Origin of the sequence: Desulfovibrio desulfuricans, from assembly GCF_004801255.1 — a bacterium.
GTDB lineage: Bacteria > Desulfobacterota > Desulfovibrionia > Desulfovibrionales > Desulfovibrionaceae > Desulfovibrio > Desulfovibrio desulfuricans_C.
Genome location: NZ_CP036295.1, coordinates 2,272,795 through 2,299,491, shown reverse-complemented (window position 1 = coordinate 2,299,491; position 26,697 = coordinate 2,272,795). Strand labels below are relative to the sequence as shown.

The window sequence follows — 26,697 nt, the reverse complement described above, 5'->3', positions numbered from 1 at the left end:
GGTGTCATGCACCCGAACATCCATCTGATCTGGAGGTTCAGCATGTTCTTTTTGCTGGGAGGCCACGAGAAAAAGAGCCGCAAGGCGGAGAGGCCAGCGGGCGCTTCTGACGGCAGCGACCGAGTGCGCGAGGTTTTTCTTGCCGGACGTTTTCCTGTGGTGACGACGCATCAGGTGGAGGGCCGCCGCATCGCCAAGGTGCTGGGGCTGGTGTGCTGCCGGGGGTTTGATTCGGACGAGGCCTTTTTTGGCATGGCGGCGCGCGCCATGAACAAGGGCGCTCAGGCCATCGTGGGCTATAACGAAAACGTGGCCTTTCACCCCGACGGCAGCAAGTATTTTTCCTGCTTCGGCACGGCAGTGATGTTTGAATTTGACCCCGCCGATCCGGAATCATTGCCGCTCATGCTGCAACAAAAATTCAAGGCTCAGGAACAATCTGGCCTCAGCGAAATAATCTGAGCAAGCCGGAACACCATACAGCAAAGGCCCCCGTTCAGTTTGAGCGGGGGCCTTTGTGTTGCGCAGGCAAATTCTGCAAAGGCCGTCGGTCTTTCAGGGGTAAACCACGTTTACCAGGGCGAGCCCTTGCGGCGGGGCGGTAACAGCTGGCACTGACCGGCGGTCGCGGGTCGCGAGCAGGGCTGGTACGCTGTGCGGGGCAATTTTGCCCTGACCGCAGGCAACCAGCAGGCCCGCCATATTGCGCACCATCTGCTTGAGAAAGCCGTCAGCCGTGACCACAAAGCGCAGCATGGGCGCGTGGGGGGGGTAATATTCACAGGGCGGCATGGCGTTCAGTTCGGCCTGCAGCACAGTACGTTCCGTACTGTCCACGTCCGTACCCACATTGCGCAGGGCGGCAAAATCGTGACGCCCCAGCAGGTGGGGCAGGGCCTCGTGCATGGCGTCAACATTGAGGGGGCCGCATTTCCAGACAAAGGGGGTGAGCTGCGGGGGCATAAAGGTCTGCTCCTGCCACAGCTGGTAGGCATAGGTTTTGCGCAGAGCGTCCTTGCGGGCATGAAAATCGGGGGCCGCCTGCTGGGCGTGCAGCACGCGGATGTCGCGCGGCAGCACGGCATTGAGGCTGTTGCGCCAGTCGAGCCCCGTGCGGGTATCGGGTACGTCGCAGTGCACAACCTGCCCGTGGGCGTGAACGCCCGAGTCGGTACGCCCTGATCCGTAGGCGCGCACGCTCCGCCCGGCAATGGTGCGCAGGGCCGCCTCAAGCTCGCCCTGTATGGTGGGGGGCGGGCTGGGTTTTTCCTGTATCTGCCAACCGCTGTAACGGGTTCCTACGTAGGCCACCAGAAGTTTGAGGCGCATCAGTCGGGGATCCTCATACGGGTGATGAGCTCTGTCAGTTTTGCGGTTTTGGCGGGCGACACGTAAGTGAGTATTTCGCCCGACTGCTTGGGCGACATGCCGGAAAGAATGCGGATGGCCACGCGCTCGTCCATGCTTTCCAGGGCCTTGGCCGCAGCCTTGGGCTTCATCATGGAATACGTGAGCACCAGACGGTGAACTTTTTCGTTCTCGATGCCTCTGGCCTCGCGGATCATGTCCTGCATCTTTTTTTCGGTATCCTGAATATCCTTGAGGCGTTGGTCCATCTGCTGGCGCAGCACAAGGATGTCCTGCTGCTGGCGCGCCAGATCCTGCGCCTTGCTGTTGGGGTCGTTGGCGTAGGCGTTGGGCGGCGTCTGCACGGCAGGCACGGGCAGCGAACCGGTATTTTGACCTTGCGGCAGGGCTGGCAAAAATCCGTCATTGCCGCCTGCGGCGCTGCGCTGGGGCAGGGGAGCGCCGTCTGCGCCTTGCCCGCGCGGTATGTTGGCCGGGATGGGCGGCGCGCCAGGTACTGAAAGCGGCGCGGTCTGTTCCGCAGGGGCAAAGGGCGACTGCCCGGTGGAAGGAGCCTGCGGAACAGGCATGTCCAGAGCGGCCGCGTGGGCGGCCTGCACGCTGCCAAGCCCAGGGATGGGCAGATGGCTCAGTCCCAGGGCGTCCAGCCATTCTGATTCGCTGGCGCGATTGGGTTTGGCCGAAACAATCAGGCTGCTGGAGGGCGCGGAGGTTCCCGGCTCTGCCTGCGGGGCTGACAGAGCCTGCGGCTCTGGCAGATTGGGCGAAAACGTCTGGCTGGAAGCGCTGGCGGCAGATGGCCCGGCTGCGCCGCCGGAGGCCGCCGCACGGATAAGAGGCGCGGGCATGGCGGCGTCGGGCAGGTTGGCTGCATGCCCGCCCTGCGGCTTGGCAGCGGCGGCAATGCGGGCGGCGGCCGCGCCCTGGGGGACGCTTTGGCCAGCCTCGACCTTGTCCGTTACAGTGGCAATGGCAGCATCAAGGGACGATCCCATGGCCGACAGCGATGAGCTGACGCTCTGGGCAATGCCGGAGGATGCCGGTTCCGCCGCTGCGGCGGTTTGTGCGGCTTCCTGCCCGCCATGGGGGCCGGTTTCGGCCACGGCGGGTGCGTCCTGTCTGGGCGATCCGCCAAGCCAGGACGGCGTGGGCACATCCAGCAGCAACAGGCCGAGGATGGTAAGCTTTATAAAGCAGAGCACCGCCAGCCAGCGGAAAAGCTTAGAGAGCCGGAGCTTTGTAGCGGAGTGTGGCTGTTTCGTCATTGACGCGTTGCTCCTTCAGTTGTTCCTCACGAAGATACTGCTGCTTCTGGCGTTCCTTGAGCTTATCCAGCAGTTTTCGTTCAATGGCGCGGGCGGCAAGCAGCTTGCGGGCTTCATCCACCAGCTGTTCCTGCATGCGGGCCTGCAGGGCCGCTTGGGCCACGTCGCCCTTCAGCCCCTTGACGTACTGCTCAAGCAGCCAGCGCTCCTGCTGTGGAACAAGGGCTGATTCAAAGAGGTGGTCTTCGCTCTGGCGCAGCTCGGCCTTGAGCCGTTCAAAAAGCTCCCGCGCTTCTTCCAGAAGTTTCTGCTTGTGGGCCAGATCAACCTTGGCTTCTTCCTCAAGCTGCTCCCGGTAGTCGAGAACTTTTTGCATTTTAAAATGAAAGGGCACGCCGCACCGCCTTGTTTTTGACGCCCGTACTGTCCATCTGCTGAATTTGCAAACAGCGGGCCAACCTGTCCCCAGTTGGTGCGGGCAGGGCAGGCCCTGACGGCAATGGCGCGGTCTTGGCGGTTATTTGATGTTCAGGGCCGCAGCGTGGTTTACAGGGCCGCAACCCTTGCCGGGGGCATAGCTCTTGCGCAGCGCGAGATTAAGAAACTCCTGCGCTCTGGCCACGGCCGCCTGCAGGGGCAGGCCGCGTCCAAGCCCGGTGGCAATGGCGGCGGAAAGCGTGCAGCCAGTGCCGTGGTTGTTGGCGGTTTCAACCTTGGCCTGGGGCAGGTGTTTGGGTCGCTCGCCGGGTACGCACAGGCAGTCGGTCACAACGATGGAGCTCTCCATGTGCCCGCCCTTGATAAGCACGGCGCGCGCGCCCATGCCCAGCAGTTTTTCACCTGCGGCCTCGGCGTCTTCAAGACTGTTGATGCTCATGCCGGTGAGCATCTCCGCCTCCGGGCGGTTGGGGGTCAGCAGGTCGCAGCCGGGCAACATTTCTTCCACCAGCGCGGCGACGGCATCTTCCTGCAGCAGGCGGCTGCCGCTCTGGCTCACGGAAACAGGGTCGACAACCAGCGGAAAATCGCGGCTGCGCAGCTCGCCAGCCACTGCGCGGATAATGGGCGCTGAAAACAGCATGCCGGTTTTTGCCGCCTTGATGGAAAATCCTTCGAGCACTGTGCGCAGCTGCAAAAGCACAAAGTCCGCGTCGGGCGCATGGATGCCCGTAACGCCAAGCCCGTTTTGCGCGGTCAGGGCTGTAATAACGCTCATGCCATAGCCGCCGAGGGCCATGATGGTTTTGATATCTGCCTGAATGCCTGCGCCGCCGCCGGAATCAGAACCGGCAATGGTGAGGATGTTTGGGGGAGTAAGCATACATAGCCTCTCTTGCAATGCTACGTGGTTATCCTGTCATTATACCCTGACGCCCTCTGAGGCGCAATGCAGGCTGTTTCGTCAGGTATCCAGAAACTCTCTGGAAAATGTCTTCACACTGCAGGGAAGCAATGCTAGCATTTACGCGCGATAAACGGAAATGATGGCTTTGCACGCCGTTTTTGAGGCGGCTCGCCGCAGCAGGACGGATCGCCTTGTTAGGAGAATTTATGAAATTGGAAAAAAAAACGCTGAACGTGCCGGACATCATGAACATGCCCAAGCCCGCCCCTGCCCGCGCAGGCGCGCGCAAGGCGGTGGTGCTGGCGCTACTGGCCGTGATACTGGTAAGCGGCGCGGCCATCTGGCTTACGCGGGACAAATCGACCCGCGACCAGTGGCGCGAAAAGGCCGCTGACGTCATCGACAACGCCACCAGCGGTACGCTCCTGGCCGGCGTGGGAGACGTGCTGCGCGATGGGCCGCCGCCACCGCCCGTCTCGGTAGTAAGCCCCCCCACCTCGCCGGGCACGCTGGCCGGGCAGACCGTGCAGGGCAGCGTAGCCGCCCCTGTGGACGGGTCGGCAGCCGGGCAGTTTGGTCAGCAGGGCGGCGTGCAGATGCCGCAAAAAGTTACGGAAGACAGCCACGTGCGGCTGGAGTTTGTGGAAGATCTGGCGGCCTTTATTGTCGCCCGCTTTAAACCCGGCCCGCAGAGCGGCACGCTGAACCTCAGCGTGCAGGCGCTCAACCAGCGCTACGGCGTCAAGCTCGCGGGCACGTCAGACGGCAAGGGCGGGCGCGACGCGCTGCTGCGGTACGCCTTTCAGCCCACCATGCTGCGCGGCCTTTACAGCCTGTATGCAGACCGTTTTCTGGATGCCGTCAACCGCGATGCGGCCGCCAAGGGTTTCACTCCTGAGCAGGTGCGCCAGCTGCACATGACCATGGCCGGGCGGTTTGTGCTTTTGGCCGGGGCGCTGGAGGGCGTGGCCTCCGTGCCCAATCTCGCCGCCCGCATGCGCGAGGAGGACAAAGCCTCGCAGGTGGCGGTGGACATAAACGCCCAGATGGCCGAGGCGGTGTTTGCCGTAGATCAGCTGCGCGAAAACAACGCCTCCGGTTCTCAGATTTCTACGGCGCAGATGCGCGTTGACGGGCTGAGCGCCCGTTATCGTCGGGCGCTGGAAGAACGCGCCGCCCATCAGCGCACCCTTGTGGCGGCCATCCGTCAGGGCGGCGGGCAGGCGCTGGATGATGATTCCCTGCTGTTTGTGGCCCAGTGGGTTGACCGCCGCCTGCATGCCGACCCCCAGGCTCTTGCCGCTGTGCAGGCCTCGGCGGGCGTTTTGCGCGATCTGGCGCGGCGCAGCGCCCAAACGGCCACGGGCGCGCCGTTTTCGCAAGGAGGGGGATCGGCTGCTCCGCAGGGCATGCAGCAAGGGACGCATCTGACAGCGCCCCCGGCTGCGCCCCCGGCTGGGTCCCCGGCTGCGTCCCAGTCTGCGCCCCAATCCATGCCGCAAAGCGCTCCGCTAGGGGCTGGACAGACCGGCGCGCAGGTGCAAACCGCGCCCGCGCTGACCCCTCCGGCCAATAGCGCCCCCGCGTTGACCGCGCCTCAGGCCGTGCCAGCGCTGCCAGCAGAAAACAGGCAGAACGGTGCGTTGCGTGCCCCTGCAGCCCGGACCGGCGGGCAGCAGTAATGGGCAAGGCCGTATTGTTTGTCGGGGGCACGCGCAGCGGCAAAAGCGGTCTGGCCCAGCGCTGGGCCGAGGCGCAGGCTCCGTGGAGGCTGTACCTTGCCACGGGACGCGCCGATGATGCGGAAATGGCCGCCCGTATCGCCCGGCACAAGGCGGAGCGCGGTCAGGGCTGGCAGTGCAGCGAAGAGCCGCTTGACCCGGTGGGCCTGCTGTCCGGCATTGGCCTGGCTGGAGCCGGTCAGACGAAGGGAGCCGAGGCCCCTTCGCCCGGCGTGGTGCTGCTTGACTGTGTGAGCCTGTGGGTGGCCAACCTCATGGCCGCCGACATGACGGAAGCCGACATCCTTGGGCGTGTGGACGCGCTGGCGGCTGTTGTTGCAGACTGCCCGCTGCCGCTTGCTCTGGTAAGTGTTGAGGCTGGCCTTGGCATGGTCGCCATGTCGAGTCTTGGCCGACGTTTTCAGGATACGCTGGGTCTGGCCAATCAGGCGCTGGCCCGCGTGTGCGACACCGTACTTTTTGTAAGTTGCGGGCTGCCCCTTGCGCTCAAGGGACAGTTGCCGGAGGAACTATGCTGAATTTTATGGGGCTGCCCGGCAGCAACGCCTGGAGTGCGCGGGCCTGTGCCCGCATGACCATTTTTTGCGCAGGCCTGTTGTTGTGCGCGGCGGTTGCATGGCAGCCGCGTACCGCCCTTGCCGCTGCCGACCCGCGTCAGTGCGTGCTTGAGGCGGGCGCTGCGGTGGACAAATCGGACGTGACCGCCTTTGAACGGCAGGTGGATGTGGACGCCATACTTGAGCAGGCGTTGAATCTTTTTGTTCGCCGCGCCCAAGACCCGGAGGCCGCAAAGGATCTGCCGCCCATGGTTGCCCTGCTGTTTACCCAGGCGGCCGCCAAGGAGGGCAACGTGCGCTCCCTGCTGCTCAACGAAACACGGGCCTTTGTGCTCAACGGCATTTCGTCCGGGGCCTTTGCGGGTAAAAAGCCCTCTGGCACTGCGGCGCAGGGGTTGCTGGCCCCGCTTTTTGCCGACGCCTCCACCGGTCGCAAGGAAATCAAAAGCGTAGGGCAGGCGCGCCGCGACGGCGACGGCTGGCTTGTGCCCTTTGTGGTGCACGACGGCGGCAACGGCGAGTCGTATGACGTGACGGGCCGCGTTGCTCCGGTGAACGGCGAGATGCGGCTGACCTCGGTGGCCAACATGGAATCGCTGCTGCGCAAGGTGGCGGCGGAGAGCCGCGCTGTTGAGCCGTAACCGGGCCGGGCGTATGGAGCATCCTTCGTAATGTTTGACGGATACTAAAAAAGGGGGCCTGCGCCCCCTTTTTTAGTATTGCAATGACCAGTGCCGCTACTGCGCGGGCTGGTTTTTGTCGTCTTCGTGCTTTTCGGGCCGCAGGGTGCGGCAAATGGGCTGGGCAGTGGCCCTGCCGGAGAATATCTCTTCGGCGGTGGCCGCAAGGGCCTGGGGCAGCACCTCGTCCACATGATCGACAAAGACGATCTCGAGGTCGCGCAGCACTTCGTCCGGTACTTCCTTGAGGTCTTTTTCGTTGTCGTGGGGCATGATCACTTTTTTAATGCCGCTGCGGCGCGCGGCCAGCAGCTTTTCGCGCAGGCCGCCAATGGGCAGCACCCGGCCGCGCAGCGATATTTCGCCCGTCATAGCCACATCGTTGCGCACGGGTATGCCCAGCAGGGCCGAGGTGATGGACGTAGCCAGGGTAATGCCCGCCGAGGGGCCGTCCTTGGGCGTCGCCCCTGCGGGCACATGCACATGGATGTCGACCTTGCGGTGAAAGCGCGTGTCGAGGCCCAGCACTTCGGCCCGCGAGCGCACGTACGAAAGCGCCGCCTTGGCCGATTCCGTCATGACCTCGCCCAGCTGGCCGGTGGTCACCACCTGGCCCGAACCAGCCATGAGGCTTGTCTCTACCAGCAGTATTTCGCCGCCGCGCTGGTTGTAGGCCAGGCCAGCGCACACGCCGACCTGCGGCTCGGTTTCACGCTCGTCGTGACGGTATTTTTTCACGCCCAACAAGGCGGGCAGGCTCTGCCGCGAGATGCTGACGCATTTTTCCGTATTGTCGTCTTCCACCAGCTTGATGGCGGTCTTGCGGCAGAGGGCCGCGATTTCGCGCTCCAGGTTGCGCACCCCGGCCTCGCGCGTGTACGAGCGGATAAGCTCGAGGATGGCGTTGTCCGACACGCGGATGTTGCCCTCCTTGAGGCCGTGCTCCTCGCGCTGGCGCGGCAGCAGAAAACGGCGGGCGATATGGCGCTTTTCCGTTTCAAGGTAGCTGTTGAGCTCGATTATTTCCATGCGGTCAAGCAGCGGCACGGGGATGGAGTGCAGCGAATTGGCCGTGGTGATGAAAAAGATTTTGGAAAGATCATACTCCAGATCAAGGTAGTGATCCATGAACGTATTGTTCTGCTCGGGGTCAAGCACTTCCAGCAGGGCCGAGGCTGGGTCGCCGCGGTAGTCGGAGGTCATCTTGTCCACTTCATCCAGGCAAAAGAGGGGGTTGTTGAACTTTACCCGCTTGAGCGACTGGATGATCTTGCCGGGCAGAGCGCCCACGTAGGTGCGTCGGTGGCCGCGAATCTCGGCCTCGTCGCGCACGCCGCCGAGCGAAAGGCGCACAAAGTCGCGCCCTGTTGCGCGGGCCACAGACTTGGCGAGCGAGGTTTTGCCCACGCCTGGGGGACCCACAAGGCAGAGGATCGGGCCCTTGAGACCGTGCGAAAGTTTTTGCACGGCAAGGTATTCGAGTATGCGTTCCTTGGGCTTTTCGAGGCCGTAGTGGTCGCCGTCCAGAATTTCGCGCGCCTTGTCGAGATTGATGTCGATCTGCTTGAGGTCGTTCCAGGGCAGGTCAAGAATCCAGTCCACATAGTTGCGCACAACCGTGTATTCCGCCGCCGAGGGGGGCATGCTGCGCAGCTTGCGGGCTTCGGAAAGAGCCTTTTCGCGCGCTTCTTCGGGCATATCGCGGGTCTTGAGCTTTTGCTCTATTTCGTCAACTTCGGCCTGGGGGTCGTCGTCTCGCCCCATTTCCTTGTTGATGGCCTTGATCTGCTCGTTGAGGTAGTACTCGCGCTGGTTGCGCTCCATCTGCACCTTGACGCGGTTTTTAATGCGCTTTTCAACCGTGGCAAGGGCCACCTCGCCCTGCAAAAGCTCGTATGCGAGCTCGAGGCGCTGGGTGGCGTCGTCAATTTCAAGGGCTTCCTGCTTTTTGCGGTAATCGACCTTGAGGTGCGGGATGATGGCGTCGGCCAGGGGGCCGATCTCCTGCAGCGCCAGAATGGAGAGCACCGCCTCCTGCGAAATTTTTTTGTTGTTCTTGCCGTATTCTTCCAGCGCTTCGTGCACGGCGCGCACAAGGGCTTCGCGCTCTTCGGGGCGGCTCTGCCTTTCGGCGCGGCGGTGCACGCGCACCATGGCGCACTGTTCGTCTTCGTGCAGGTCTTCCCAGGTGGCGCGGTACACGCCCTCAAACAGCACCTTGATGGTGCCGTCAGGCAGGCGCAGCATCTGCAGCACCTTGCTGACCACACCCACGGGCGAAAGGTCCTGGGCGTCGGGCTTTTCAAGCTCGGGCTCGCGCTGCGCCACCAGAAAAATCTGTTTGCTGTACGTGCTCTGAGCGGCCTCGATGGCCTTGATGGAGGCTTCGCGGCCCACAAAGAGGGGCATGATGGAGCGGGGGAACATGACCACCTCGCGCAAAGGCATGATGGGCAGTTCAGTGTAGGCGTCAGAGCCGCGCATGTCGTCTGTCATATATTTCCCCTGAAAAAAAGCCGGACGGCGGTCAGCGCCGCCCGGCGGAACTTTAAAGCGGTTACCCCTGCAACGCTGCACGCATCAGGGGTGAAAGTCATGCCCTTGTGGCCGTCAATGAGCGCAAATTGCGCGCGTGGGGCTGTGGGGCGCAAGGCCGCTTGCGCAGCCCTGTCGGGGCGTTCAGGCTGAATGCCCCGAATTTTTTTGCCAGCGGCGAGGCCTTTTGCTGTCGTACTGTGCCGCTTTGTCGGCAAGTATGCAACAGGCGCCTTGCAGCCGCTTTGCAACGCGGTTTGGCTTGCGACAAATCCGCTGTAACCCAGCGGCAGTGCCGCTGCTGGCATCCGTCCGCGCCCTTGCGCGTGGCGTAGGGCGCGGGCGGGTCCTGGGCTAGGAGGCCTTGTCGCCCCCGGCCTGGGCCGTGGAAGCTTCGGCGCTGTCGGCCTTGTCGCCAAACAGCAGCACAGGCTCCTTGCCTTTATCAATAACAGCCTGATTAATCAGGCATTCGCGCACATTGGGCAGGGAGGGCAGCTTAAACATGATGTCGAGCATGGTACGCTCCATCACGTTGCGCAGACCGCGCGCTCCCGTTTTACGTTCAATGGCCTTGGCGGCAATGGCCTTGAGGGCATTGGGCGTAAAACGCAGGTCGACATTCTCAAGCCCGAACAGCTTTTGGTACTGGCGCACCAGAGCGTTTTTGGGTTCGGTAAGGATGCGCACCAGATCCGGCTCGTCCAGCTCGTCCACATGGGTGATGATGGGGATACGGCCCACAAATTCGGGGATAAGGCCGTACTTCACAAGATCCTGCGGGTGCACCTTGTCGAGCAGCTCGCCAAGGGGCAGCTCCTTGCTGGCGCGCATCTTGGCGCCAAAGCCCATGGCTCCGCCGCTCATGCGCCCGCCCACGATCTTGTCGAGGCCCACAAAAGCGCCGCCCACGATAAACAGGATGTTGCCCGTGTTCATGCGGATAAATTCCTGCTGGGGGTGCTTGCGCCCGCCCTTGGGAGGAATATTGGCCTCGGTGCCTTCGATGATCTTGAGCAGGGCCTGCTGCACGCCTTCGCCCGACACGTCGCGGGTGATGGAGGGGCCGTCGCCCTTGCGCGAAATCTTGTCGATTTCGTCAATATAGATGATGCCCTTGCTGGCGGCATCAAGGTCGTAGTCGGCATTTTGCAGCAGCTGCACAAGGATGTTTTCCACATCCTCGCCCACGTAACCCGCTTCTGTAAGCGTGGTGGCGTCAGCTATGGCAAAAGGCACGCGCAGCACGCGGGCCAGCGTTTTGGCAAGCAGGGTTTTGCCGCTGCCAGAGGGGCCCACAAGCAAGATGTTGCTTTTTTCAAGCTCCACATCGTCGCCCAGGGCGTTGGCGTAAAACACACGCTTGTAGTGGTTGTGCACCGCTACCGAAAGGATCTTTTTGGCTTCGTGCTGCCCGATGACGTACTGGTCAAGGCGGTCCTTGATTTCCTGGGGCGAAAGAAGCCGCTCATCGCTTTGCGGGCTTTCCATCTGGTCGCGTGCGATAATTTCGTTGCAGGCTTTGACGCATTTGTCGCAGATGCTTGCGCCGTCCTGCACGATGAGATTGCGCACCTCAAGCTCGCTGCGTCCGCAAAAGGAGCAGCGCAGAGGTTCGCTCACCGTGGGTTTATCGTTCTTGGCCATATTACTCGCTCTTTTCCTGAGCCATCTCGTTCCGCGATACCAGCACGCGGTCAATAATGCCGAGTTCCTTGGCTTCTTCAGGCGTCAAAAAGTTATCGCGCTCGGTTGCCTTGACGATGTCCTTGTAAGGGCGTCCCGTATTGTCGGCCAGCATGCGATTGAGGCGTTCCTTAAGGCGCAGCACCTCGCGCGCGTGGATTTCGATATCTGTGGCCTGACCCTGAAAACCGCCCGAGGGCTGGTGAATCATGATCTGGCTATTAGGCAAAGCAAAACGCATGCCAGATTTGCCCGCAGCCAGCAAAAAAGCGCCCATGCTGGCGGCGCGGCCCATGCACACCGTAGCCACCGGCGAGCTGATAAAGTGCATGGTGTCGTAAATGGCAAGACCAGCGGTGACGGAGCCGCCGGGGGAGTTTATGTAAAGGTAAATTTCTTTTTCCGGGTCTTGCGATTCAAGAAAAAGCAGCTGGGCGCAAATGAGGGAAGCGACCGTGTCGTTGACCTCTGAGCCAAGCAGTACAATACGGTCTTTGAGCAGGCGCGAATAAATATCATAGGCCCGCTCGGAGCGGCCAGTGGTTTCGATAACCATGGGGACAAGCGACATATAAGCCTCTTGGCGCGGCTTGTGGGCCGGTTGCTGCGGCGAGGCCGCAAAATAAAACCAAAAGGCGGCCTTAAGGCCGCCTCCCTTATACATCAGTTAGTTCTGGGCGCTGGCGGGTGCGCCCGGCGCGGCGTCGGCCTCGGCGGTTGGAGCCTTGGGCTCCACTTCGGTCACCTTGGACTTGGCGTACACCAGATCCATGCCCTTGTCTGCCAGCATGCGGTCACGCAGCACAAAGATCATGCCCGAACGCTCGTAGCTTTCGCGCAGGGTCTTGAAGTCTTCGCCGGAGCGCATGCTCATCTGGTAGATCTGAGTGTTGACCTCATTGTCGGTAACGTCAAGACCTTCTTTTTTGGCTATGGAGAGCAGCAGAACCTGAGCGCGGGCCAGTTCTTCAGCCTGGGGCTGCACTTCCGCACGCAGTTCTTCCATGCTCTTGCCAAGCGAATCCATGCTGCGGCCCTGACGCTCGATGCGAGCGGCCATGTCGCCCAGAAGCGTGCGCACCTGGGTGTCAACAAGGGTGGGGGGCAGTTCAAACTCGACCATCTTCAGCAGGCGGTCAAGCAGGGTCTTTTGCGCGGCGCTCTTGTTGAGGTTGGCGCGGCTCTGGGTGTAGCTGCCGGTGATGGCTTCGCGCAGCTTGTCGACGCTTTCAAGGCCGACAGTCTTGGCGAGCTCGTCGTTGAGTTCGGGCAGCTTGCGTTCCTTGATGGCGTGAACGCGTATCTTCATGGTGACGGTTTTGCCAGCCAGATCCTTGGCCAGAAAATCTTCGGGGAAGGTGATTTGGCCTTCGCCTTCTTCGCCATAGCGGATGGTCTTGACCAGGGCTTCAAAGTCTTCAAGTGCCTGACGTTCGCCAAGGGCCAGATCAAAGCTTTCGGCCTTTACGCCTTCAATGGGCTGGCCGTTTTCGTAAGCGGCAAAGTCAATAGTGGCAATCTGGCCGTCCACGGCGGGGCCTGCGCCCTCAACGGGCACGAGCTGGGCGCGGTCGCGGCGGATGCGGTCGATGACTTCGTGAACTTCTTTTTCGTCCACGACCACTTTTTCCTGCTCGACTTCCAGCCCTTCGTAGGGGGGCAGGGCGAAGGTGGGCAGGGTTTCAAATTCGATGCTGTATTCGTAGCCCTTGCCGCGCTCAAAGGTACCCTTGGCGTCTACGTCCACTCCGGCGACGGGCGTCACGTCGAGCTTCTGCATAACGTCGTTGATGTGGACGTTGATCAGGTCCTGGCGGGCTTCTTCATAAATTTTGTCGCGGAAGCGCTGCTCGATGACCGACGCCGGAACCTTGCCCTTGCGGAAACCGTCCACCTGTACCGACGTTTTGTACAGCGCCACGGCGCCCATGATGGCTGCTTCCACTTCCTGGGCTTCGGTGGTGATGACGACCTTTTTTCTGACCGGCGAAATGTCTTCTGCGCTATATTCCACGAGGGACTCCTTTTCTGGTGAGGTAGTTGGTGCGAGAGGGGGGACTTGAACCCCCATACCAATGGTGCTGGATTCTAAGTCCAGTGCGTCTACCAATTCCGCCACTCTCGCAAAGCGTGTTTCCATAGCACACTTGCCGGTGGGCTGCAAGCCGTGAACCGCGCACCCCTTGCCGGGCGCTTATGGGGCCGCTCTGCCGTGCGGAGAGGCGTTAGCAGAAAATCTTTGCTTATAATAAGTCGTTATGGCGTTTGGGCAAGCAATTATGCAAAAAAAACTTGAGTCTTCAGGGCAAGTGCCCCTGAAGCGGCAGCGGGCCTGTGCAAAGGGCAAGACGTCAGCGTAAGATCAGGGCCGCGCCGTCCGTTCCGGCTTCGGTCACTTCGCCCACCTCGCAGGCCAGATCGCCCCCGGCGAGCAGCAACTGGCTGGCCTGCCGCACAAGCTCGGGCGCAACAGCCAGCAACAGCCCGCCCGATGTTTGCGCATCAAAAGCCAGGCTTGTCAGCGCCTCATCCACCGTATTGTCAACCCTGGTCGAGCAGGCCCAGTAGTTTCTGTTTAGATGGCTGCCTGCAGGTATGAGGCCGTCGCGCGCGTATTCAAGCGCGTGCGGCATGAGGGGCAAGGCCTCGGCATGCAGCACCACGGTCACGTTAGAGGCCAAGGCCATCTCAAGGGCATGGCCGCCAATGCCAAAGCCTGTAATATCTGTTGCCGCAGCAATCTTGAGGTCGCGCACAACGGCCCCAGCCACGCTGTTAAGGCGTGAGCACCAGCGTGTCACCTCGGCCTCGCTTTCTTCGGCATGATCCCAGCGGGCCTTGACTGCGGTGGCCAGCACGCCCGTGCCAAGGGGCTTGGTGAGCAGCAGCTTTTGCCCCGGTTTAAGCCCGTCGTTGCGGGCCATGTGCGCTGGGTCGATGATGCCCGTAACCGCCAGCCCGTACTTGAGTTCGTCGTCCTGCACCGTGTGCCCGCCCGCCAGCACCGCGCCTGCTTCGTTCATGGCGTCGAGGCCGCCGCGCAGGATGTTTTCAAGGATGCCCTCAGGGTCGTCCTCTGCCAGCGCCTGCGGAAAAAAGGCCACGTTCATGGCGCTCCACGGCTGCCCGCCCATGGCGTAGACGTCAGACAGCGCATTGGCCGCCGCAATGCGGCCAAAGGCAAAGGCGTCGTTGACGATGGGCGCAAGAATATCCACGGTCTGCACCAGAGCGCAGCCAGGGGGAACGGTCAGCACCACGGCGTCTTCGTTCCTGGCGCGGCCAGCGAGAACCCTGGCCTCAAGGTCAGGGCGCGTAGCAGACGGCAAACCGCGCAAAAGTCGCTCCAGGGCCCCTGGAGCCAGCTTGGCGGCTCAACCGGCCGCGCGGGCTTTTTCCAGCAGTTTCATGCTGCGCTCCCTGGTAGTGTGATGTTCATCTGCCAATTATGCATTGTTGAAAGCAAAAGGTCAAAAAGCCATGCATTGACGCTCAGGGCATAATAGGGTGCAATAACCATCGGGTTTTTTATTTTATCCCCCTGCGGAAAAAAGAGGAGAAGCTCCATGAGTGCAAGCCGCAAGTGCAATTGGTCTGGGATGCTGTCGGTTCTGGTTTTCTCTCTGGCTCTGCTGCTGCCGCTGCGGGCTCAGGCGGCTCTGCATGAGGGGTTTGTGCATGTGACCGGCGTGTGCGAAAACGTGATTTTGGAAATACGCTATTTTTCATCCTACAATTTTGTCGGCAAGCGTATTGACGGCTATGTCGGGCCGCAGGCCATTTTGACGGAGCCGGCGGCAAAGGCCCTGTGCAAGGCCGCCGCAAGCGCGGAAAACAAGGGCTATACCCTGAAAATTTTTGACGCCTACCGCCCGCAGGCCGCAGTGGACCATTTTGTGCGCTGGGGCATGGACGCCGCCGACACCCGCATGAAGTCCGTCTTTTACCCGCAGGTGGACAAGGCCCGCGTGTTTGACCTCGGCTATGTGGCCACGCGTTCGGGGCATTCGCGCGGCAGCACCGTTGATCTGACTCTGGTGGACAGGCAGAGCGGCAGGGAGGTCGATATGGGCTCGACCTTTGACCATTTTGGCGAAGCCTCGCACCACGGGGCCAAGGGGCTGACTGCGCAGCAAGAGGCCAACAGGGCCGTGCTGCTGGGGGTGATGGAGCAGGCGGGCTTTAAGAGGTACGAAGAAGAGTGGTGGCATTATACCCTCAAAAACGAACCCTATCCCGATACCTATTTTAATTTTGTGGTGGAATGACGGCACCGCATAAGGTAAACGATTTTTCCTTTTCATACGCAATGTTGCGGCGTAGCATGCACAGCAATGTTCTACTAAAGGATATGCTGTGAAAATTGTTGTATGCGCCAAAAAAGATCTTGCCGGCTGTGTGGCCCTTAACAGGTTGTTGGCTGGTCTGGTTCCGCAGCACGAAGTTTTTGTGGTGCTGTCAGATTACGTGCTTGATGCCGAGTGCAGCAATGCCTATGCGGAATGCCTCGTGGGCCACGAGCGGGGCATGGTGCTCGACCATATACTGCCGTGGCTCGAAACCCGGTTTCCTCAAGGCAATAGCGCCGTATGTCAGACGTATCTGGGGTTGCAAAAACGTTACGGCATCCCCATGCAGATGTGGGGGCCCATGAAGTCTGCCGAGTCGCGGCAGCGCATGCGCGCCCTTGCGCCGGATGTGATTATATCCTGCCGGTATGATTACGTCATTCCAAGCGAAGTTATCGACATGCCCCGCCTCGGCACCTATGGCATGCACCCCGGCGCGCTGCCCGACCTGCAGGGTCTGTGCAGCCCCTTCCGGGCCATGGAGCATGGGCATGCCCGCTCTGGCTGCACGCTGTTTCACCTCGACGCCGGGCTGGATACAGGCCCTATTGTGGAAATAGGCTGGTGGCCCATAGACTATGGGCGTTGCCTGCTGTGGAACTTTGTGCACACCTATTTTGCGGGTATTGACACCCTGCTGCGTCATCTGCCGCAGCTGGAATCCGGGCAGGAGCTGACCACATACGCCCAGCGGCCTGAGGGCAGGCAGTATTTCAGCTATCCTACCGAAGAAGAATTTAGGCGGTTTACAAAAAAGGTCGCACCGCTGGTGCGGTCACAAGATTACCATGAGGTCTTGTCGTGGTTTTTGCCCGGCGGGCTGGCGGATGCCGCCATGCCGGAACTGCGGGCCATGGTTGAGTCGCTGCCCTGTTCGCGGGCCGGGTCGCTGTCCACAACCCAGGCTCATTCCAGGGCCAGCGCCGCCAGTGCGGCGGCAGGCCGGGAGGCCGAAACCGATGCCGGGGCCTGTCTGGGCAACATGATCAGCTCGATGCCGTCTTGAGTTTCCACAGCAGGTGAAACAGCAACGCCAGCGCGCAGACAATGCCGCCCATGAGCAGCAGCGCGCTGGCTGAGGTCATGACGCTGACGGCAAGGCCAAATATCACCGGCCCGGCCACCTGCCCCATGCGCTCAAGCCCTCGGTAGACCGAGGCGGTTTTTTCCCTGCCAAGCCTCTGGGCCGAGGCCAGCGTGAGAATGCAGATCATGGAAGCCGGGGCTGCCAGGCACTGGGCAAGCCCCAGGGTTATGACAGCGGCGGCGGCTCCGGTCATGCCCGTGCCCTTTGCCGCGATCAGCAGCGTAATGCCAGACAGCAGGCCTGTAAGGGTCAGAAATATGGATTTATCTTTTCTGTGGTCTATCCACCGGCCCAGCAGCGGGCCGGCAGTGATAAAGCACAGCCCGTAGAGCATGAATATACGGCCAATGTCCGACTGGTCCACATGCGCGTTTGCCAGCCTGAGCGGCAGCAGGTAGTGCAAAAAGCCCGTCAGGCACATGGCGGCGGGAATGCCCACCAGCAGCAGCACAAGGTGCATGCGCGGGTCTTGCAGCAGCTGCATGCAGCCGGAAAACATATGCCCGAGAGCTGGCCTGGTCGGGGATGCGGCCCCGGTTGCATCCTGCGCGGCGGCGGGCTCCTTGCCCAGCATAACCGTAAACAGGGCCAGCAATATCGTGCAGGCCGCCGTGGCAAGCACCGCCTGAAATGAAATATGGTCGGCCAGCATGGCCCCGGCGGCGGAGCCGCAAATGCTGCCCGAAAAGATACCCGCAAAAACGCTGGTAAGCCCGGCCCCGGCATTGGCCTTGCCCAGGGTGCCTATCTGCCCGGCCATGAGCACCAGCCCAAAGCCAAAACCGGCGGCTATGCGGCCCAGAATAAGCAGATGCAGGCTGTTGGCCATGCCGCCCATCAGCAGCCCTACTGCAGCCGCCAGCGTGCCGGCGGCAAAGACCTTTTGCCAGCCGTACCGCAGCGAAAATCCGCCCGAAAACAGCAATGCCACGCCCGCGCTGACCATCTCGGCCGAGATGGGCAGGCCAATGGCCACATCGCGGCTCAGTCCCATGAAAGGCTCGTAAAGCTGGCGGGCCAGAAGCGGGATAAACGATATGCCCATATCGTAGCCCAAAAAGAACACAAACCCAGCAGCCCGCAAAGCCTGCACCGCGCGTGACCGGTGCGTGCCCTCAAGCTCGTTAGCCATATCGCCGAGGGGCAGGGTGCGCTGGGCGATGAGCCCCAGCAGTTTTGAAAGCTCAAGCAGCAGCAAAAAGCTGATAAGCAGCGACGCGCCGAGGTCGAGCGCCAGAGCGGATATGCGCGCGGTTATGGCCTGCGGGCGCAGGGCCAGCTGAAGGCGCAGCACTTCCTGCTTTTGGTGGAAGCGGCTGGGCCAGTATGTATTGAGAGATTTTTCGAGCGTAAGCGAGGCGTCGGGCACATGCCCGGCAGAGGCAATGACCGTCCCGTCGGGAGACAGCAACATGGCCCCGGCCAGCTCGTTGTTGGCCGCCAGCAGCTGCTCCAGCGCCTGATCCTTGCCCCGCAGGCTGGCAATATCCACGCCTTTGTGGATGAGGTACTCAAAGTCGCGCCCCGTGGCCTCCGCCAGTATGTCGGCCTTTGTTCGGACGGCCTGTTTGACGTAGGTGTCAAACAGCGCCAGCGTGCCGCAGGCATAGAGCAGCTGCGCCGTGCCGATGATGACAATCAGCATTCTGGTCATGCCCGAAAGGCTTGTGCCCACGGTGCGCTGGCCGGTGAGCAGGCCGAGGCGGCCAGCCAGAATCAGCCCCACCACAATGCAGGCCGCCGCCAGCAGCAGCGACGACAAACGCAAAAAGTCTTCGGTAGCCGCGTTGATGCGTTTGCCGTCAATGTCCAATACCAGCCAGCCCACAGGAGCTTTGTTCTGCAGGGGGATGGCCAGGCGGTAGCCCTGGTCGGTCTTGAGAGCGGCCTGCGGACCTGCAGCGTCGTCGGGCGACAGGGCCGCAGGGTCGAGCTTGCGCGGTTGCGGGCTGGCAGGGTCAAGCGCCGGTTGGGAGTACAGCACCTCGCCTGCGGCGTTGACCACAATAACCCGGTTTATGCCCGCCGTGTTCTGCCCCTGCTCCGCCAGCATTTCTTCCATGCCCGCGAACGAGGACAGCGGTTTGCCAAAGCGCATGCCGCGTTCTATGTCGCGGGCGAGGCGCTCGGCCCCGCTGCGGTACCCCGACAGAACCATGTCGGTTGCCAGGGTGTTCAGCGTTGAAACGGAGAGCAGCACGTTGAACCCCAGGGTAACCAGCAGGACCCCAAGCCCGAGAAGCAGGGCATTGATGCGCAGTTTGCGCGTTGCGCGGATAAGCACAGGGCGATCCTTACGGCGTGCCGGGGTGCGGCTGGTTGATGGTTTCGTGCAGTTCGTCGGCCGTTACCAGCACGTCAAAGGGAAAATCAAAACCAATGGCCTTGGCTGTGGCAAGGTTGAGAGCGATGGAAGGTTCGGACTGGTCGAGCATGGGCAGGTCGCGGGGTTTTGTTCCGCTGAGGATGGCGTGGGCCTGCCCGGCCAGCGCAATGCCGCTGGGGCCGAAGTTCCAGGTCGAAAAGCCCATGAGCGCCCCGGCCTTGACGTATTCGGAGCCGTCGCGGGCAAAGGTGGGGATTTTCCACTGATTGAGCTTTTGCAGCAGGGGGGCCATACCCTCGCCGCCGAGGTCAAAGCAGTTCAGCGGGCCGATAAAAAAGGCGTCCATGCCCTGCTTGCGCAGTTCGTCCAAGCCCTTGCGGCATTCGTCCGGGCTTTCGGCAGAGGACAGCCCGTCGTAGAGCACCAGCGTAAAGCCCAGCTCCGAGGCAATGGCCTGGGCGTCGCCCAGGGCCGCATACACGCGGCCTTCCTGACTGTTCTGAAACATGATGCCCATTTTGTGAAACCGCACCACGTCGTAAAAAACGCGAAACATGGAAGACCAGCGGTCAACCTCCACCCGGCAGGTAAAGTTGTCCACGCCCGAATCCTGCGCGCTTTTGACCACGCCAGCGGCAATGGGGTCGGCCATGCCCATGCCCAGTATGGGCAGGCGGCCATCGTTGACAGCCAGCAGCGCCTTGACGGCGGCTGTGCCCATGCCCACCACAAGGTCAATATCCTTGCGCTGCAGCAGCTGCCGGGCAAGCTCGGGCAGGCGACGCATGTGTTCCGGCTCCCAGCCGGGGCTCAGGCGGGCATTTGCCGGGTATTCGCAGCGCATGTCGTCGTACCTGGCCATGCCGTCGCGAAAGGCGTTCCAAGTATTGTCAAACAGCCAGAAGGGCCCGGCCTCGAGGTAGCCGATGCGCATGACGGGCGGGTTGGCGAGGGCTGGGCTGACCAGGGCAAGGCAAACCGTCAGCGCAAGCAGCGCTAACGCCGCGCGCATGCGGCAAAACTGGCGGGAGAGCTTGAGGCCCAAGGACATGGAAGAGTTACGAGCTGATGCAAAAAAAAACATGCCTACCGCGCCAAGTAAAAAGAGTGCGTGTTTGCGCCAAGCCCTGTGCGGGTCAGCAGTGCGTGGGCCTTTTGCGGCCCGAAGCGATCACAAGCAGCAGGCCCACAAGCGGGGTCAGCAGGATACTGGCAAAAAAGTTGCCCCAAAAACCCAGCCGTGAATTGATGCCCAGCAGACCGATAAGCAGGCTCAAAACAAAAATGGTAATGAACAGTGGCACGACGGGCCTCCTTTACTGTCGCACCGGGCCGCCCCGGTGGGGTTGCAGCAGTGATTTGTCCAGCCGCTGAATGTAGTCTGACACGCTTTCGCCCGGCGATATCCAGCCGAACCCGTCAGACGGGGATTGCTCCGTCCCCTTGTCCTGCCGGGCTTCTGACCGGGTATCCGGGCGGACGGCATTGGGTCTGCCCATGTTTGATCTGGCAGCATCTGGCCTGGGGGCGGCTGATCTGGCAGCATCTGGCCGTGAATCTGTGCTTTTGCCCTGCGGGCCCTTTGACGGGTCGGGTTTGCCAGCGTCGGGCTTTGCTGCCTCTGGTTGGGCTGCATCCTGTTTGCCGACTGTTTGCGTGGCCGTCCTGGAATCCGCGCCCTGGGCGGCGGGCTTGCTTGCCGGGTCAACCGGAGCCGCGCCAGCTGGCGAATCGGCGTTGAGGATGACGGGCAGGCCGTCCTTGCCGCCGATAACAACAATCTTGGCGTTGGACGACGAGGCAAGATCCTTGGTGGCCTGAATGCCCTCGTAGCGCAAAAAGTTTTGCGTCATATGCTCGTTGACCAGCATCTGATACGCCTTGATGCCCTCGGCTTCAAAAATCTTGCGCCGCGCCTCCTGCTGCGCCTCAAGCAGAATGTACTTGTAGCGCAGGTAATCTTGCTCGGCCACGAGTTTGCGCTCGATGGAGTCGCGCAGCACTTCGGGCAGGGTAATGCTTTTGACCACAAAGCCCTGAATAAGAATGGGGATGCGGCCCATTTCTTCCACAGCGTCCACAAGCATCTGGTCCTGCAGCTCCTGCCGTGCGGTGGAGTAGAGGTCGTCGGGCCGGTAACTGCCGATGGTTTGGCGCACGGCCGAGTTCATGATGGGCAGCACAACCTTTTCGCGGTAGTTGGGGCCTATCTCCTGATGCAGCGCGGGCAGGCGGTCGCGGAAAAGCTGGAAGCGCAACGAGATCTGCACGTTGATGGTCAGACCGTCCACGGTGAGCACATCGATGTTCTGCGTTTCTTCCTGCACGCGTACATCATAGATGTACATGATGTTCCACGGCTGGATAAGGTGGAGTCCTTCGTCGTAGGTCTGCTGCAGCTGCGTGCCGCCGCGAAAGCGCGCGTAGAGCACGCCAAGCTCGCCGGGCTTGATGGAAATGACGATGCTCGGCCAGAGAAACAGGATGATCAGCGTGGTAACCACGCCCGCGCAGATGATCCTTATGCGGTTGCGGCGCACCATGTCCCGTATGCTTGCACAGAGGCTTTTCATTGATCCAACCGGTAGGTTTGCTGTGTATATCGCGCAGAGCCGCGCCAGAACATATCAAGCGTATAATCTATGCACTGCCGTTCAAACAGGATGCAGCGTTCCTTGTCATCCTGCGTCTGCCCCATGCAGATGTTGTAAAGAATGGGGCAAAGATCAACATTGAGCACAAATTCTCCAAGGTTGGGGCGAGAATGGATGGATTTACGAGCAAGATGCACGATGTTTTTAACGTATTTGTTGTTGCAGATCTGTATGCGCTGCCCGTAGTCGTGGTTTTTTTCGTAGCATCTGAGCCTGTTTTGTATGGTCTGCGTGTTTCCGGCGGCGTTTATTTCAGAGGGCAGAGTGTCGCGCACGTTGTCGTAGAGCTCGCGCACCAGCTGGATGTTTGAATTGCCGGTAAGGTCCTTGGCCTTTGCCGCAAGGGGCAGGCACAGGCACAAGCACAGGCACAGCAGCGCCGCAAGGTGCCTGTGCAGATACGTCAGCGGGGAATTCATGCCGATGCCCCTTCGTCAAAGGGGTCTTCCACAAATCCGCCTTCGCGCATGGTCAGCACTCTGTCGGCCACATGGAAGTAGCGGTCGTCATGGGATATGGCCAGGATGGTTCCGCCCTGCCGGATGATGTCCGGCAAAAGTTCTTCGTAAAAATAGCGGCGAAATACTGGGTCAAAGTCTGCGGCGACCTCGTCGAACAGGTAGATATGGCGTTTTTCGAGCAGCGCGCAGGCAAGGGCCAGGCGTTTGCGCTGCCCGGCGGAGAGATCAAGTGTAGAAAATGTGCCGTCTTCAAGCAGGGTTACCTTTGTTTCCATATGCAGGGTGCGCAGTACGTCGGTGAGCTGGCCGGCGGTAATGCGCAGCCCCAGGGGGCGTGAAAACAGGTGGTAATCTGTGGGCACGATGGTAAAGAGGTTGCGGTACGACTCCATATTTACGTCTGAAAGCATGGCGTCGTTCAAAAATATTTCTCCGGCCTGGGGCGCGTACAGCCCGGCCAGCACGTTCATGAACGTGGATTTGCCCGACCCGTTGCCGCCCCGTATGAAGACCATTTCGCCCTTGCGCAGCTCAAACGATTCAACGTCGATGCCAAACAGACGCAGCCCGGCGCGGTCGCGGTAGTCAAAGCGCACCTGGCGCATGGAGATGGAGGTAAAGTCGGGCACGGCGGGGTCGGGCTGCTGCCAGCGGGCGTTAACGCCAGAGGTTTCAAAGGGCTCTGTTACAGAATCGATCTGCGCCTCCACGCTGGCCAGCTCCTGCAGGCTCATCTCGACTTTGGCCATCATGGGCACGGAGGTGATCAGGCTGATGAGGGGGCTCAGGCTGAACATGCACAATACCAGCAGCGAGGATGTCTCCGAGGTTTCAAGCCCGAGAACCTTGGGCATGATGAACAGTATGAGCCCGAGTATCAGCAGGTTGAACATGGCGAAAAATGAAATGCCCAGGGCGTGTCTGCGTTCGGTGGCGTCGCGCGCTTCAGAGGCGACGGAGAGGTCGGGGATGATCTGCTCGCCAAAAAGGGCAGTTGTTCTGGGTTTGTGCATCTTGAGCTGCAGCAGGCCCGCGTACAGGTCGCGCAGACCCGCGCAAAAACGCTGGTCGGCCCGCATGGCGGGCCCCATATGCGCATGCACGCTGTTGATGAGGTGTAAAAAAATCCAGAACCCCATGCCCAGCAGCACAAAAATGCCCAGAGTGCCGGGTATGGACACGGTGGCCATTTTTACAAACGAAAGCGCCACCATAACCGTATTGGCCGAGGCCGCCACAAGCATGCGGGCGGCTTCGACAACCATTTCGCGGCCATCCAGCAGGGCTGACTGAATACGGTTTTTGTCCAGCTTTTCATATTCCAGCAGCGAAACGCCGCGCAGCTTGGCGGCAATGCGCATGCGCCACTCCATGATGCCGCGCAGGGCAATCTGCGCCGAGCGGCCCGTAATGTGCCGAAACAAAAAATAAAATGCGGTAAGGCTGACCAGAAAGGCCAAAAAAGTATGGAACTGCAGCCCGTCATCCGAAAGCTCTTCCAGACCCTGCAGAACCGAAAAAACGGCAAGCCCTTGCATGATGCCAGAGCCAAGGCACGCGGCGACAATCTTGTTGCCCTCGTCGCCAGCCTGCTCCCACAGAAGTTTGAGAAAAAGCGATTTTTTCAGTTGCAGCATGTGGTTCTGTGGCCCCGGTGTTCAGGTGTGCCGCGCCGTGCGGCATGCCCGGCGGTCTGTTTGCCAGCACCGGCTGTCGCGCGGTTTTTGGGCAAACACAACGTATGCGCTCCGCCGCTGAGCGGCCATGAGCGCAAAAATGGCTTATAAATCCTGCAGGCTGCCGATATCGTGCGGCTTCTGTTCGCCGCAAGGCAGCCAGAGGGCCAGCCGTCTGGCCCTCCGGCTTGCGTCAGATTCCCGAAACCGGTCAGGGGCTGCCGTATCTAGGCCGCGTCGGTGCTCGTTTCTTTGGCGGGCGCTTCAGCTTCGACCGCAGCGTCTTTCTTTACCTTTTTTTTGATTTTGCCGATAAACGACTTTCCTTCTTCAACCTTTTCCTTGAAGTAGGTTTTGGCTTCTTCGGCGTCAAAATCAACGAGGCTGCCGCCCTTTCTGAAGTGGCGGTCAAAAACCCAGCCCAGAGCATAGGTGGTTGTGCCGCCCATGAGACTGATGGTGGCCGCGCCTGCGGTGATGCCGATGACAGGCAGGCTCTTGAGCAGAGAGGCGGCCAGGGGCACGCTTGCCGTGGTCAGAATGCCGCCGCAGAGCGACGAAATGATGGATTTGACGCGTTCCTTTTTAAATTCGACGCCGTGGGCCTTGGCCAGAGCGTGGATCAGTTCAAGCTGCAGGGCGGAGAGGCCCAAAAAATCCACCAGCGGCACCGGCACAAAGCCAATGCCAATGGCGCCGTAGACGCGCTTGCGAATGATGGCGTCCACCGATTCCACCGACGGGCAGGCGCATTCGCAGGTTTCTTCCGTCTGGCAGGCAGCCTGATCTTCAGCGCCGTCAACAGTGTTTTCCAATGTATCTTTCGTCATGTGCAACCTCGATGAAATCGGTTTCAGGGTTACGGGAAAGTTATTGTACGGCGGGCGTTTTATCAACGCCAGCCAGGGTTGCGTCAAAAAGTTCGTCTGCCGAAATAAGCAGAACCAGCGGCAGATCCATGCCCATCTTTTGCGCCGTCACAAGGTTGAGCGCTATCTTGGGCGTGTAGGCCGCTTCCTCGAGCTGCGCGTTGGGCGGCAATAGGCCCAGCTGCGCGGCCATGTGGTCGGCGTAAAATTTGCCCAGCGGGACATAATCAAGGGTGGAAAGCCCCATGAGCGCGCCCCGGCTCACATGCACGCTGCCGTCGCGCGCAAAGGTCTTGATGCCCTTGGCGTTGAGCGTGTCAAAGATGCCCTGCGGGTTGGCCTGGGTCCAGTCAAAGCAGTTGAGCGCCGAGATGTAAAAGGCGTCGATGCCCTGACTCAACAGGCTGTTTACGCCTTTTGCGCACGATTCAACGCTCTCGGCCTTGTCGAGAAAGGGGTATTCCACGAGGGTAAAACCGCGATCGCGCGCCACCTCGCGGGCTTCGCGCACATTGGAGTACGAGAGCCCCTCGGGGCTGTCGTGGTACATGATGCCAAGACGCCGAAAGGGCCGGGCCTCGTGAAACAGCGCAAAGACCTTGAACCATTTGTCCTTGGTGTAGCGGATGGTGAGGTTGGCTGCCCCCTTGCCGGTAACGCTGTCAACAATGCCCGCGCCAGCAGGGTCGGCCACGTCCACGCTCATGATGGGGGTTTTGCCGTTGTTTTCGGCCAGCAGGGCCTTGGTAGCCTCTGTGCCCATGCTTATGATCACGTCTATGGCGGGGTTGGACATCAGCTTGCGGGCCTCGGCGCGGTACACGCTGTTGGGGGCGTCCCAGCCGGGGCTGATGTGAAGGTCGTCGGGAAACACGATACGCGCCGCAACGCCGCGCTGTTGCAGAGCCTTGATGATTTCTTTTTGCAGCAGGCTGAATTCCCAGTAGGGGCCAGCCTCAAAATAGGCTGCGACCATGGGACGGCCGGGTTCTTGCCATGTCGCCGGGCTCTGGGACTGGCCGGGCTGCAGCGCAGGCGCTGAAACAGCTGTCGCGCCCAGCTGGACGGCCTGCACTCCGGCGCACAGCGTCATGACGCAAACGAGCGCTGCGGCAAGTATGGCGAGTAACGATCTGAGGCGGCTGCTCATGGAACAATATACCTTTGACGCGTTCTCGATAACGCAGTGCGTCCGCAGCACGGCGGCTCTGCCAGGACAGTACGCGACGCCTTGAGCTGTCTGGAAGTGTAAACCCAATTATGACGCGGGCGTAAAGCCATGCGCGCATATTTCAATATATCAGAGAAAAAGCGGTATCGTCCACATGAATTTGGGGGCGAATGCGGCGTGATTGCGTGTTTTTTTGCGCATGCGACGCAGCCGGTCAGACATGATGCACCTCTATGCGCAGGCGCGGGACCTGGGCGGCCACGCTGCACTGGTAACCGTCGGCAACGGCTAGGTCGCGGCAGGTCCATTGCCCGGTTGCCAGCGTGGGCGCAAGGAGCACCCAGTTGTCGTCCTGCTGGTCAATGCGCACGCAAAAGTTCTGCAGCGGCGTGCTCAACCCTGTGCCCACGGCTTTGAGCAGGGCCTCCTTGCGCGTCCAGCAGCGGTAGAATGCCGTTTCAAGCTCTGTTTCGGGCAATGCCAGCAGGGCCTGCCGTTCCTGCGGGTGCAGTTGGCCGGTCAGCTCGGCCGCATCCGGCAGGGGGTGCATTTTTTCCACATCGATGCCCACAGGGGCGCTGCGGCACACGGCCACCCACACCATGTCGCCCGAATGGCTGATGGAAAACTCAGCTGTTGTCAGCGGACAAAAGGGCTTGCCATGGGGGTTGCGGGCAAAGTCGTCAACCATGCTTTGCCCCGTCTGGGCGTGCAGCATGCGCCGCGCGAGCGCCCGGCCTGCCAGGTGACGGGCCGCGTCGGCAACCTGGGCAAAGCGTCTTGCCGCGCGTTGTTCGCAAACGGTGGTGAAGGGGCGGCAGCAGTCGGGCCAGGCAGCCATATCCTGCAGATGCAGGCCCACGCACAAAACCGTACCCGGCTCTGCGGTCGGCACGGCCCACTGACCAAACAGCCGCGCCAGCATG

General features: G+C 61.1%; 24 protein-coding genes and 1 tRNA gene. 6 read left to right on the top strand and 19 right to left on the bottom strand.

All coding sequences use genetic code 11. From position 1 onward, the window contains the following. Window positions 1–42 precede the first annotated feature (42 nt). Window positions 43–462 carry a YbjQ family protein gene (locus tag DDIC_RS09615; protein WP_136400234.1) on the top strand — a complete coding sequence of 140 codons (420 nt, stop codon included), beginning with the start codon at window positions 43–45 and terminating at the stop codon, window positions 460–462. A 93-nt stretch (window positions 463–555) separates the two neighbouring features. Here the strand turns inward: DDIC_RS09615 and truA are convergent, their stop codons facing one another. The 4 genes from truA to thiD all read right to left on the bottom strand — a co-directional run bounded on the left by truA (window position 556) and on the right by thiD (window position 3,954). Continuing rightward, window positions 556–1,329, bottom strand: coding sequence for a tRNA pseudouridine(38-40) synthase TruA (gene truA, locus DDIC_RS09610; RefSeq protein ID WP_136400233.1), 774 nt, complete (start codon window positions 1,327–1,329; stop codon window positions 556–558). Then, the gene (locus DDIC_RS09605) at window positions 1,329–2,633 is read right to left on the bottom strand and encodes a MotE family protein (protein WP_247647445.1); all 1,305 of its coding nucleotides are present in this window, start codon (window positions 2,631–2,633) and stop codon (window positions 1,329–1,331) included. Before DDIC_RS09605 ends, truA begins: the two co-directional genes overlap by 1 nt. After that, window positions 2,590–3,027 (bottom strand): flagellar export protein FliJ, encoded by a 438-nt coding sequence (fliJ, locus tag DDIC_RS09600; protein WP_136400232.1) that lies wholly within the window; start codon window positions 3,025–3,027, stop codon window positions 2,590–2,592. The genes DDIC_RS09605 and fliJ overlap by 44 nt, the downstream gene beginning before the upstream one ends. Before the next feature lie 123 nt (window positions 3,028–3,150). Next, window positions 3,151–3,954 (bottom strand): bifunctional hydroxymethylpyrimidine kinase/phosphomethylpyrimidine kinase, encoded by an 804-nt coding sequence (gene thiD, locus DDIC_RS09595; RefSeq protein WP_136400231.1) that lies wholly within the window; start codon window positions 3,952–3,954, stop codon window positions 3,151–3,153. 230 nt (window positions 3,955–4,184) lie between these two features. On the opposite strand from thiD, the gene DDIC_RS09590 reads away from it, so the two are divergent. The 3 genes from DDIC_RS09590 to DDIC_RS09580 are packed head-to-tail and all read left to right on the top strand — an operon-like array spanning window position 4,185 to window position 6,918. Next, entirely contained in the window at window positions 4,185–5,660 is a 1,476-nt protein-coding gene (locus DDIC_RS09590) for a hypothetical protein (protein ID WP_136400230.1), read from the top strand. Next, window positions 5,660–6,238 carry a bifunctional adenosylcobinamide kinase/adenosylcobinamide-phosphate guanylyltransferase gene (locus DDIC_RS09585; RefSeq protein WP_136400229.1) on the top strand — a complete coding sequence of 193 codons (579 nt, stop codon included), beginning with the start codon at window positions 5,660–5,662 and terminating at the stop codon, window positions 6,236–6,238. Before DDIC_RS09590 ends, DDIC_RS09585 begins: the two co-directional genes overlap by 1 nt. Next, window positions 6,232–6,918 carry a hypothetical protein gene (locus tag DDIC_RS09580; RefSeq protein ID WP_136400228.1) on the top strand — a complete coding sequence of 229 codons (687 nt, stop codon included), beginning with the start codon at window positions 6,232–6,234 and terminating at the stop codon, window positions 6,916–6,918. Before DDIC_RS09585 ends, DDIC_RS09580 begins: the two co-directional genes overlap by 7 nt. A gap of 96 nt (window positions 6,919–7,014) precedes the next feature. Here DDIC_RS09580 and lon read toward each other — a convergent pair whose 3' ends face one another. From lon to selD, 6 genes are all read right to left on the bottom strand, one after another. Further along, window positions 7,015–9,453, bottom strand: coding sequence for an endopeptidase La (gene lon, locus DDIC_RS09575; RefSeq protein WP_136400227.1), 2,439 nt, complete (start codon window positions 9,451–9,453; stop codon window positions 7,015–7,017). Window positions 9,454–9,846: 393 nt separating this feature from the next. Beyond that, window positions 9,847–11,139 (bottom strand): ATP-dependent Clp protease ATP-binding subunit ClpX, encoded by a 1,293-nt coding sequence (clpX, locus tag DDIC_RS09570; protein ID WP_136400226.1) that lies wholly within the window; start codon window positions 11,137–11,139, stop codon window positions 9,847–9,849. Between the two features lies 1 nt (window position 11,140). Beyond that, window positions 11,141–11,749, bottom strand: coding sequence for an ATP-dependent Clp endopeptidase proteolytic subunit ClpP (gene clpP, locus DDIC_RS09565; RefSeq protein ID WP_136400225.1), 609 nt, complete (start codon window positions 11,747–11,749; stop codon window positions 11,141–11,143). Between the two features lie 96 nt (window positions 11,750–11,845). Beyond that, window positions 11,846–13,192: a trigger factor gene (tig, locus tag DDIC_RS09560; RefSeq protein WP_168732523.1), complete on the bottom strand. Its 1,347-nt coding sequence runs from the start codon at window positions 13,190–13,192 to the stop codon at window positions 11,846–11,848. A 27-nt stretch (window positions 13,193–13,219) separates the two neighbouring features. After that, window positions 13,220–13,303: transfer RNA gene (locus DDIC_RS09555), tRNA-Leu, on the bottom strand. A 226-nt stretch (window positions 13,304–13,529) separates the two neighbouring features. Beyond that, the gene (selD, locus tag DDIC_RS09550) at window positions 13,530–14,588 is read right to left on the bottom strand and encodes a selenide, water dikinase SelD (protein ID WP_136400223.1); all 1,059 of its coding nucleotides are present in this window, start codon (window positions 14,586–14,588) and stop codon (window positions 13,530–13,532) included. Between the two features lie 156 nt (window positions 14,589–14,744). Between selD and DDIC_RS09545 the strand changes: the two genes are divergently transcribed. Both DDIC_RS09545 and DDIC_RS09540 read left to right on the top strand, forming a co-directional pair. Beyond that, on the top strand, window positions 14,745–15,446 hold the full coding sequence (locus DDIC_RS09545) for a M15 family metallopeptidase (RefSeq protein ID WP_247647444.1): 702 nt from the start codon (window positions 14,745–14,747) through the stop codon (window positions 15,444–15,446). Window positions 15,447–15,534: 88 nt separating this feature from the next. Further along, entirely contained in the window at window positions 15,535–16,533 is a 999-nt protein-coding gene (locus DDIC_RS09540; RefSeq protein WP_136400222.1) for a formyltransferase family protein, read from the top strand. Here the strand turns inward: DDIC_RS09540 and DDIC_RS09535 are convergent. From DDIC_RS09535 to DDIC_RS09500, 9 genes are all read right to left on the bottom strand, one after another. Then, window positions 16,514–18,898, bottom strand: coding sequence for an MFS transporter (locus DDIC_RS09535; RefSeq protein WP_136400221.1), 2,385 nt, complete (start codon window positions 18,896–18,898; stop codon window positions 16,514–16,516). The genes DDIC_RS09540 and DDIC_RS09535 overlap by 20 nt on opposite strands. Before the next feature lie 10 nt (window positions 18,899–18,908). Next, window positions 18,909–20,024 (bottom strand): ABC transporter substrate binding protein, encoded by a 1,116-nt coding sequence (locus tag DDIC_RS09530; RefSeq protein WP_136400220.1) that lies wholly within the window; start codon window positions 20,022–20,024, stop codon window positions 18,909–18,911. A 52-nt stretch (window positions 20,025–20,076) separates the two neighbouring features. Then, window positions 20,077–20,244: a hypothetical protein gene (locus tag DDIC_RS13800; RefSeq protein WP_168732426.1), complete on the bottom strand. Its 168-nt coding sequence runs from the start codon at window positions 20,242–20,244 to the stop codon at window positions 20,077–20,079. 12 nt (window positions 20,245–20,256) lie between these two features. Then, a complete protein-coding gene (locus DDIC_RS09525) occupies window positions 20,257–21,513 on the bottom strand; it encodes a prohibitin family protein (RefSeq protein WP_136400219.1) in 1,257 nt (418 codons plus the stop codon). Next, the gene (locus DDIC_RS09520) at window positions 21,510–22,013 is read right to left on the bottom strand and encodes a hypothetical protein (protein ID WP_136400218.1); all 504 of its coding nucleotides are present in this window, start codon (window positions 22,011–22,013) and stop codon (window positions 21,510–21,512) included. The genes DDIC_RS09525 and DDIC_RS09520 overlap by 4 nt, the downstream gene beginning before the upstream one ends. Further along, window positions 22,010–23,692 (bottom strand): ATP-binding cassette domain-containing protein, encoded by a 1,683-nt coding sequence (locus tag DDIC_RS09515; protein ID WP_136400217.1) that lies wholly within the window; start codon window positions 23,690–23,692, stop codon window positions 22,010–22,012. Before DDIC_RS09515 ends, DDIC_RS09520 begins: the two co-directional genes overlap by 4 nt. A gap of 266 nt (window positions 23,693–23,958) precedes the next feature. Further along, complete coding sequence (locus DDIC_RS09510) at window positions 23,959–24,561, bottom strand: YcjF family protein (protein WP_136400216.1); 603 nt, start codon at window positions 24,559–24,561, stop codon at window positions 23,959–23,961. 40 nt (window positions 24,562–24,601) lie between these two features. Then, window positions 24,602–25,750, bottom strand: coding sequence for an ABC transporter substrate binding protein (locus DDIC_RS09505; RefSeq protein ID WP_136400215.1), 1,149 nt, complete (start codon window positions 25,748–25,750; stop codon window positions 24,602–24,604). A 235-nt stretch (window positions 25,751–25,985) separates the two neighbouring features. Continuing rightward, window positions 25,986–26,696, bottom strand: coding sequence for a 4'-phosphopantetheinyl transferase family protein (locus tag DDIC_RS09500; protein ID WP_136400214.1), 711 nt, complete (start codon window positions 26,694–26,696; stop codon window positions 25,986–25,988). Window position 26,697 lies beyond the last annotated feature (1 nt).

Bases quoted from the DNA above. Each gene is read 5' to 3' on its own strand.
- DDIC_RS09525 (WP_136400219.1), bottom strand. From the start codon at position 21,513: ATGAAAAGCCTCTGTGCAAGCATACGGGACATGGTGCGCCGCAACCGC.
- DDIC_RS09530 (WP_136400220.1), bottom strand. From the start codon at position 20,024: ATGTTTTTTTTTGCATCAGCTCGTAACTCTTCCATGTCCTTGGGCCTC.
- DDIC_RS09500 (WP_136400214.1), bottom strand. From the start codon at position 26,696: ATGCTGGCGCGGCTGTTTGGTCAGTGGGCCGTGCCGACCGCAGAGCCG.
- clpX (WP_136400226.1), bottom strand. From the start codon at position 11,139: ATGGCCAAGAACGATAAACCCACGGTGAGCGAACCTCTGCGCTGCTCC.
- DDIC_RS09580 (WP_136400228.1), top strand. From the start codon at position 6,232: ATGCTGAATTTTATGGGGCTGCCCGGCAGCAACGCCTGGAGTGCGCGG.
- DDIC_RS09505 (WP_136400215.1), bottom strand. From the start codon at position 25,750: ATGAGCAGCCGCCTCAGATCGTTACTCGCCATACTTGCCGCAGCGCTC.
- DDIC_RS09615 (WP_136400234.1), top strand. From the start codon at position 43: ATGTTCTTTTTGCTGGGAGGCCACGAGAAAAAGAGCCGCAAGGCGGAG.
- truA (WP_136400233.1), bottom strand. From the start codon at position 1,329: ATGCGCCTCAAACTTCTGGTGGCCTACGTAGGAACCCGTTACAGCGGT.
- clpP (WP_136400225.1), bottom strand. From the start codon at position 11,749: ATGTCGCTTGTCCCCATGGTTATCGAAACCACTGGCCGCTCCGAGCGG.
- lon (WP_136400227.1), bottom strand. From the start codon at position 9,453: ATGACAGACGACATGCGCGGCTCTGACGCCTACACTGAACTGCCCATC.
- DDIC_RS09515 (WP_136400217.1), bottom strand. From the start codon at position 23,692: ATGCTGCAACTGAAAAAATCGCTTTTTCTCAAACTTCTGTGGGAGCAG.
- DDIC_RS09605 (WP_247647445.1), bottom strand. From the start codon at position 2,633: ATGACGAAACAGCCACACTCCGCTACAAAGCTCCGGCTCTCTAAGCTT.
- DDIC_RS09510 (WP_136400216.1), bottom strand. From the start codon at position 24,561: ATGACGAAAGATACATTGGAAAACACTGTTGACGGCGCTGAAGATCAG.
- DDIC_RS09585 (WP_136400229.1), top strand. From the start codon at position 5,660: ATGGGCAAGGCCGTATTGTTTGTCGGGGGCACGCGCAGCGGCAAAAGC.
- DDIC_RS09590 (WP_136400230.1), top strand. From the start codon at position 4,185: ATGAAATTGGAAAAAAAAACGCTGAACGTGCCGGACATCATGAACATG.
- thiD (WP_136400231.1), bottom strand. From the start codon at position 3,954: ATGCTTACTCCCCCAAACATCCTCACCATTGCCGGTTCTGATTCCGGC.
- DDIC_RS09520 (WP_136400218.1), bottom strand. From the start codon at position 22,013: ATGAATTCCCCGCTGACGTATCTGCACAGGCACCTTGCGGCGCTGCTG.
- DDIC_RS09545 (WP_247647444.1), top strand. From the start codon at position 14,745: ATGAGTGCAAGCCGCAAGTGCAATTGGTCTGGGATGCTGTCGGTTCTG.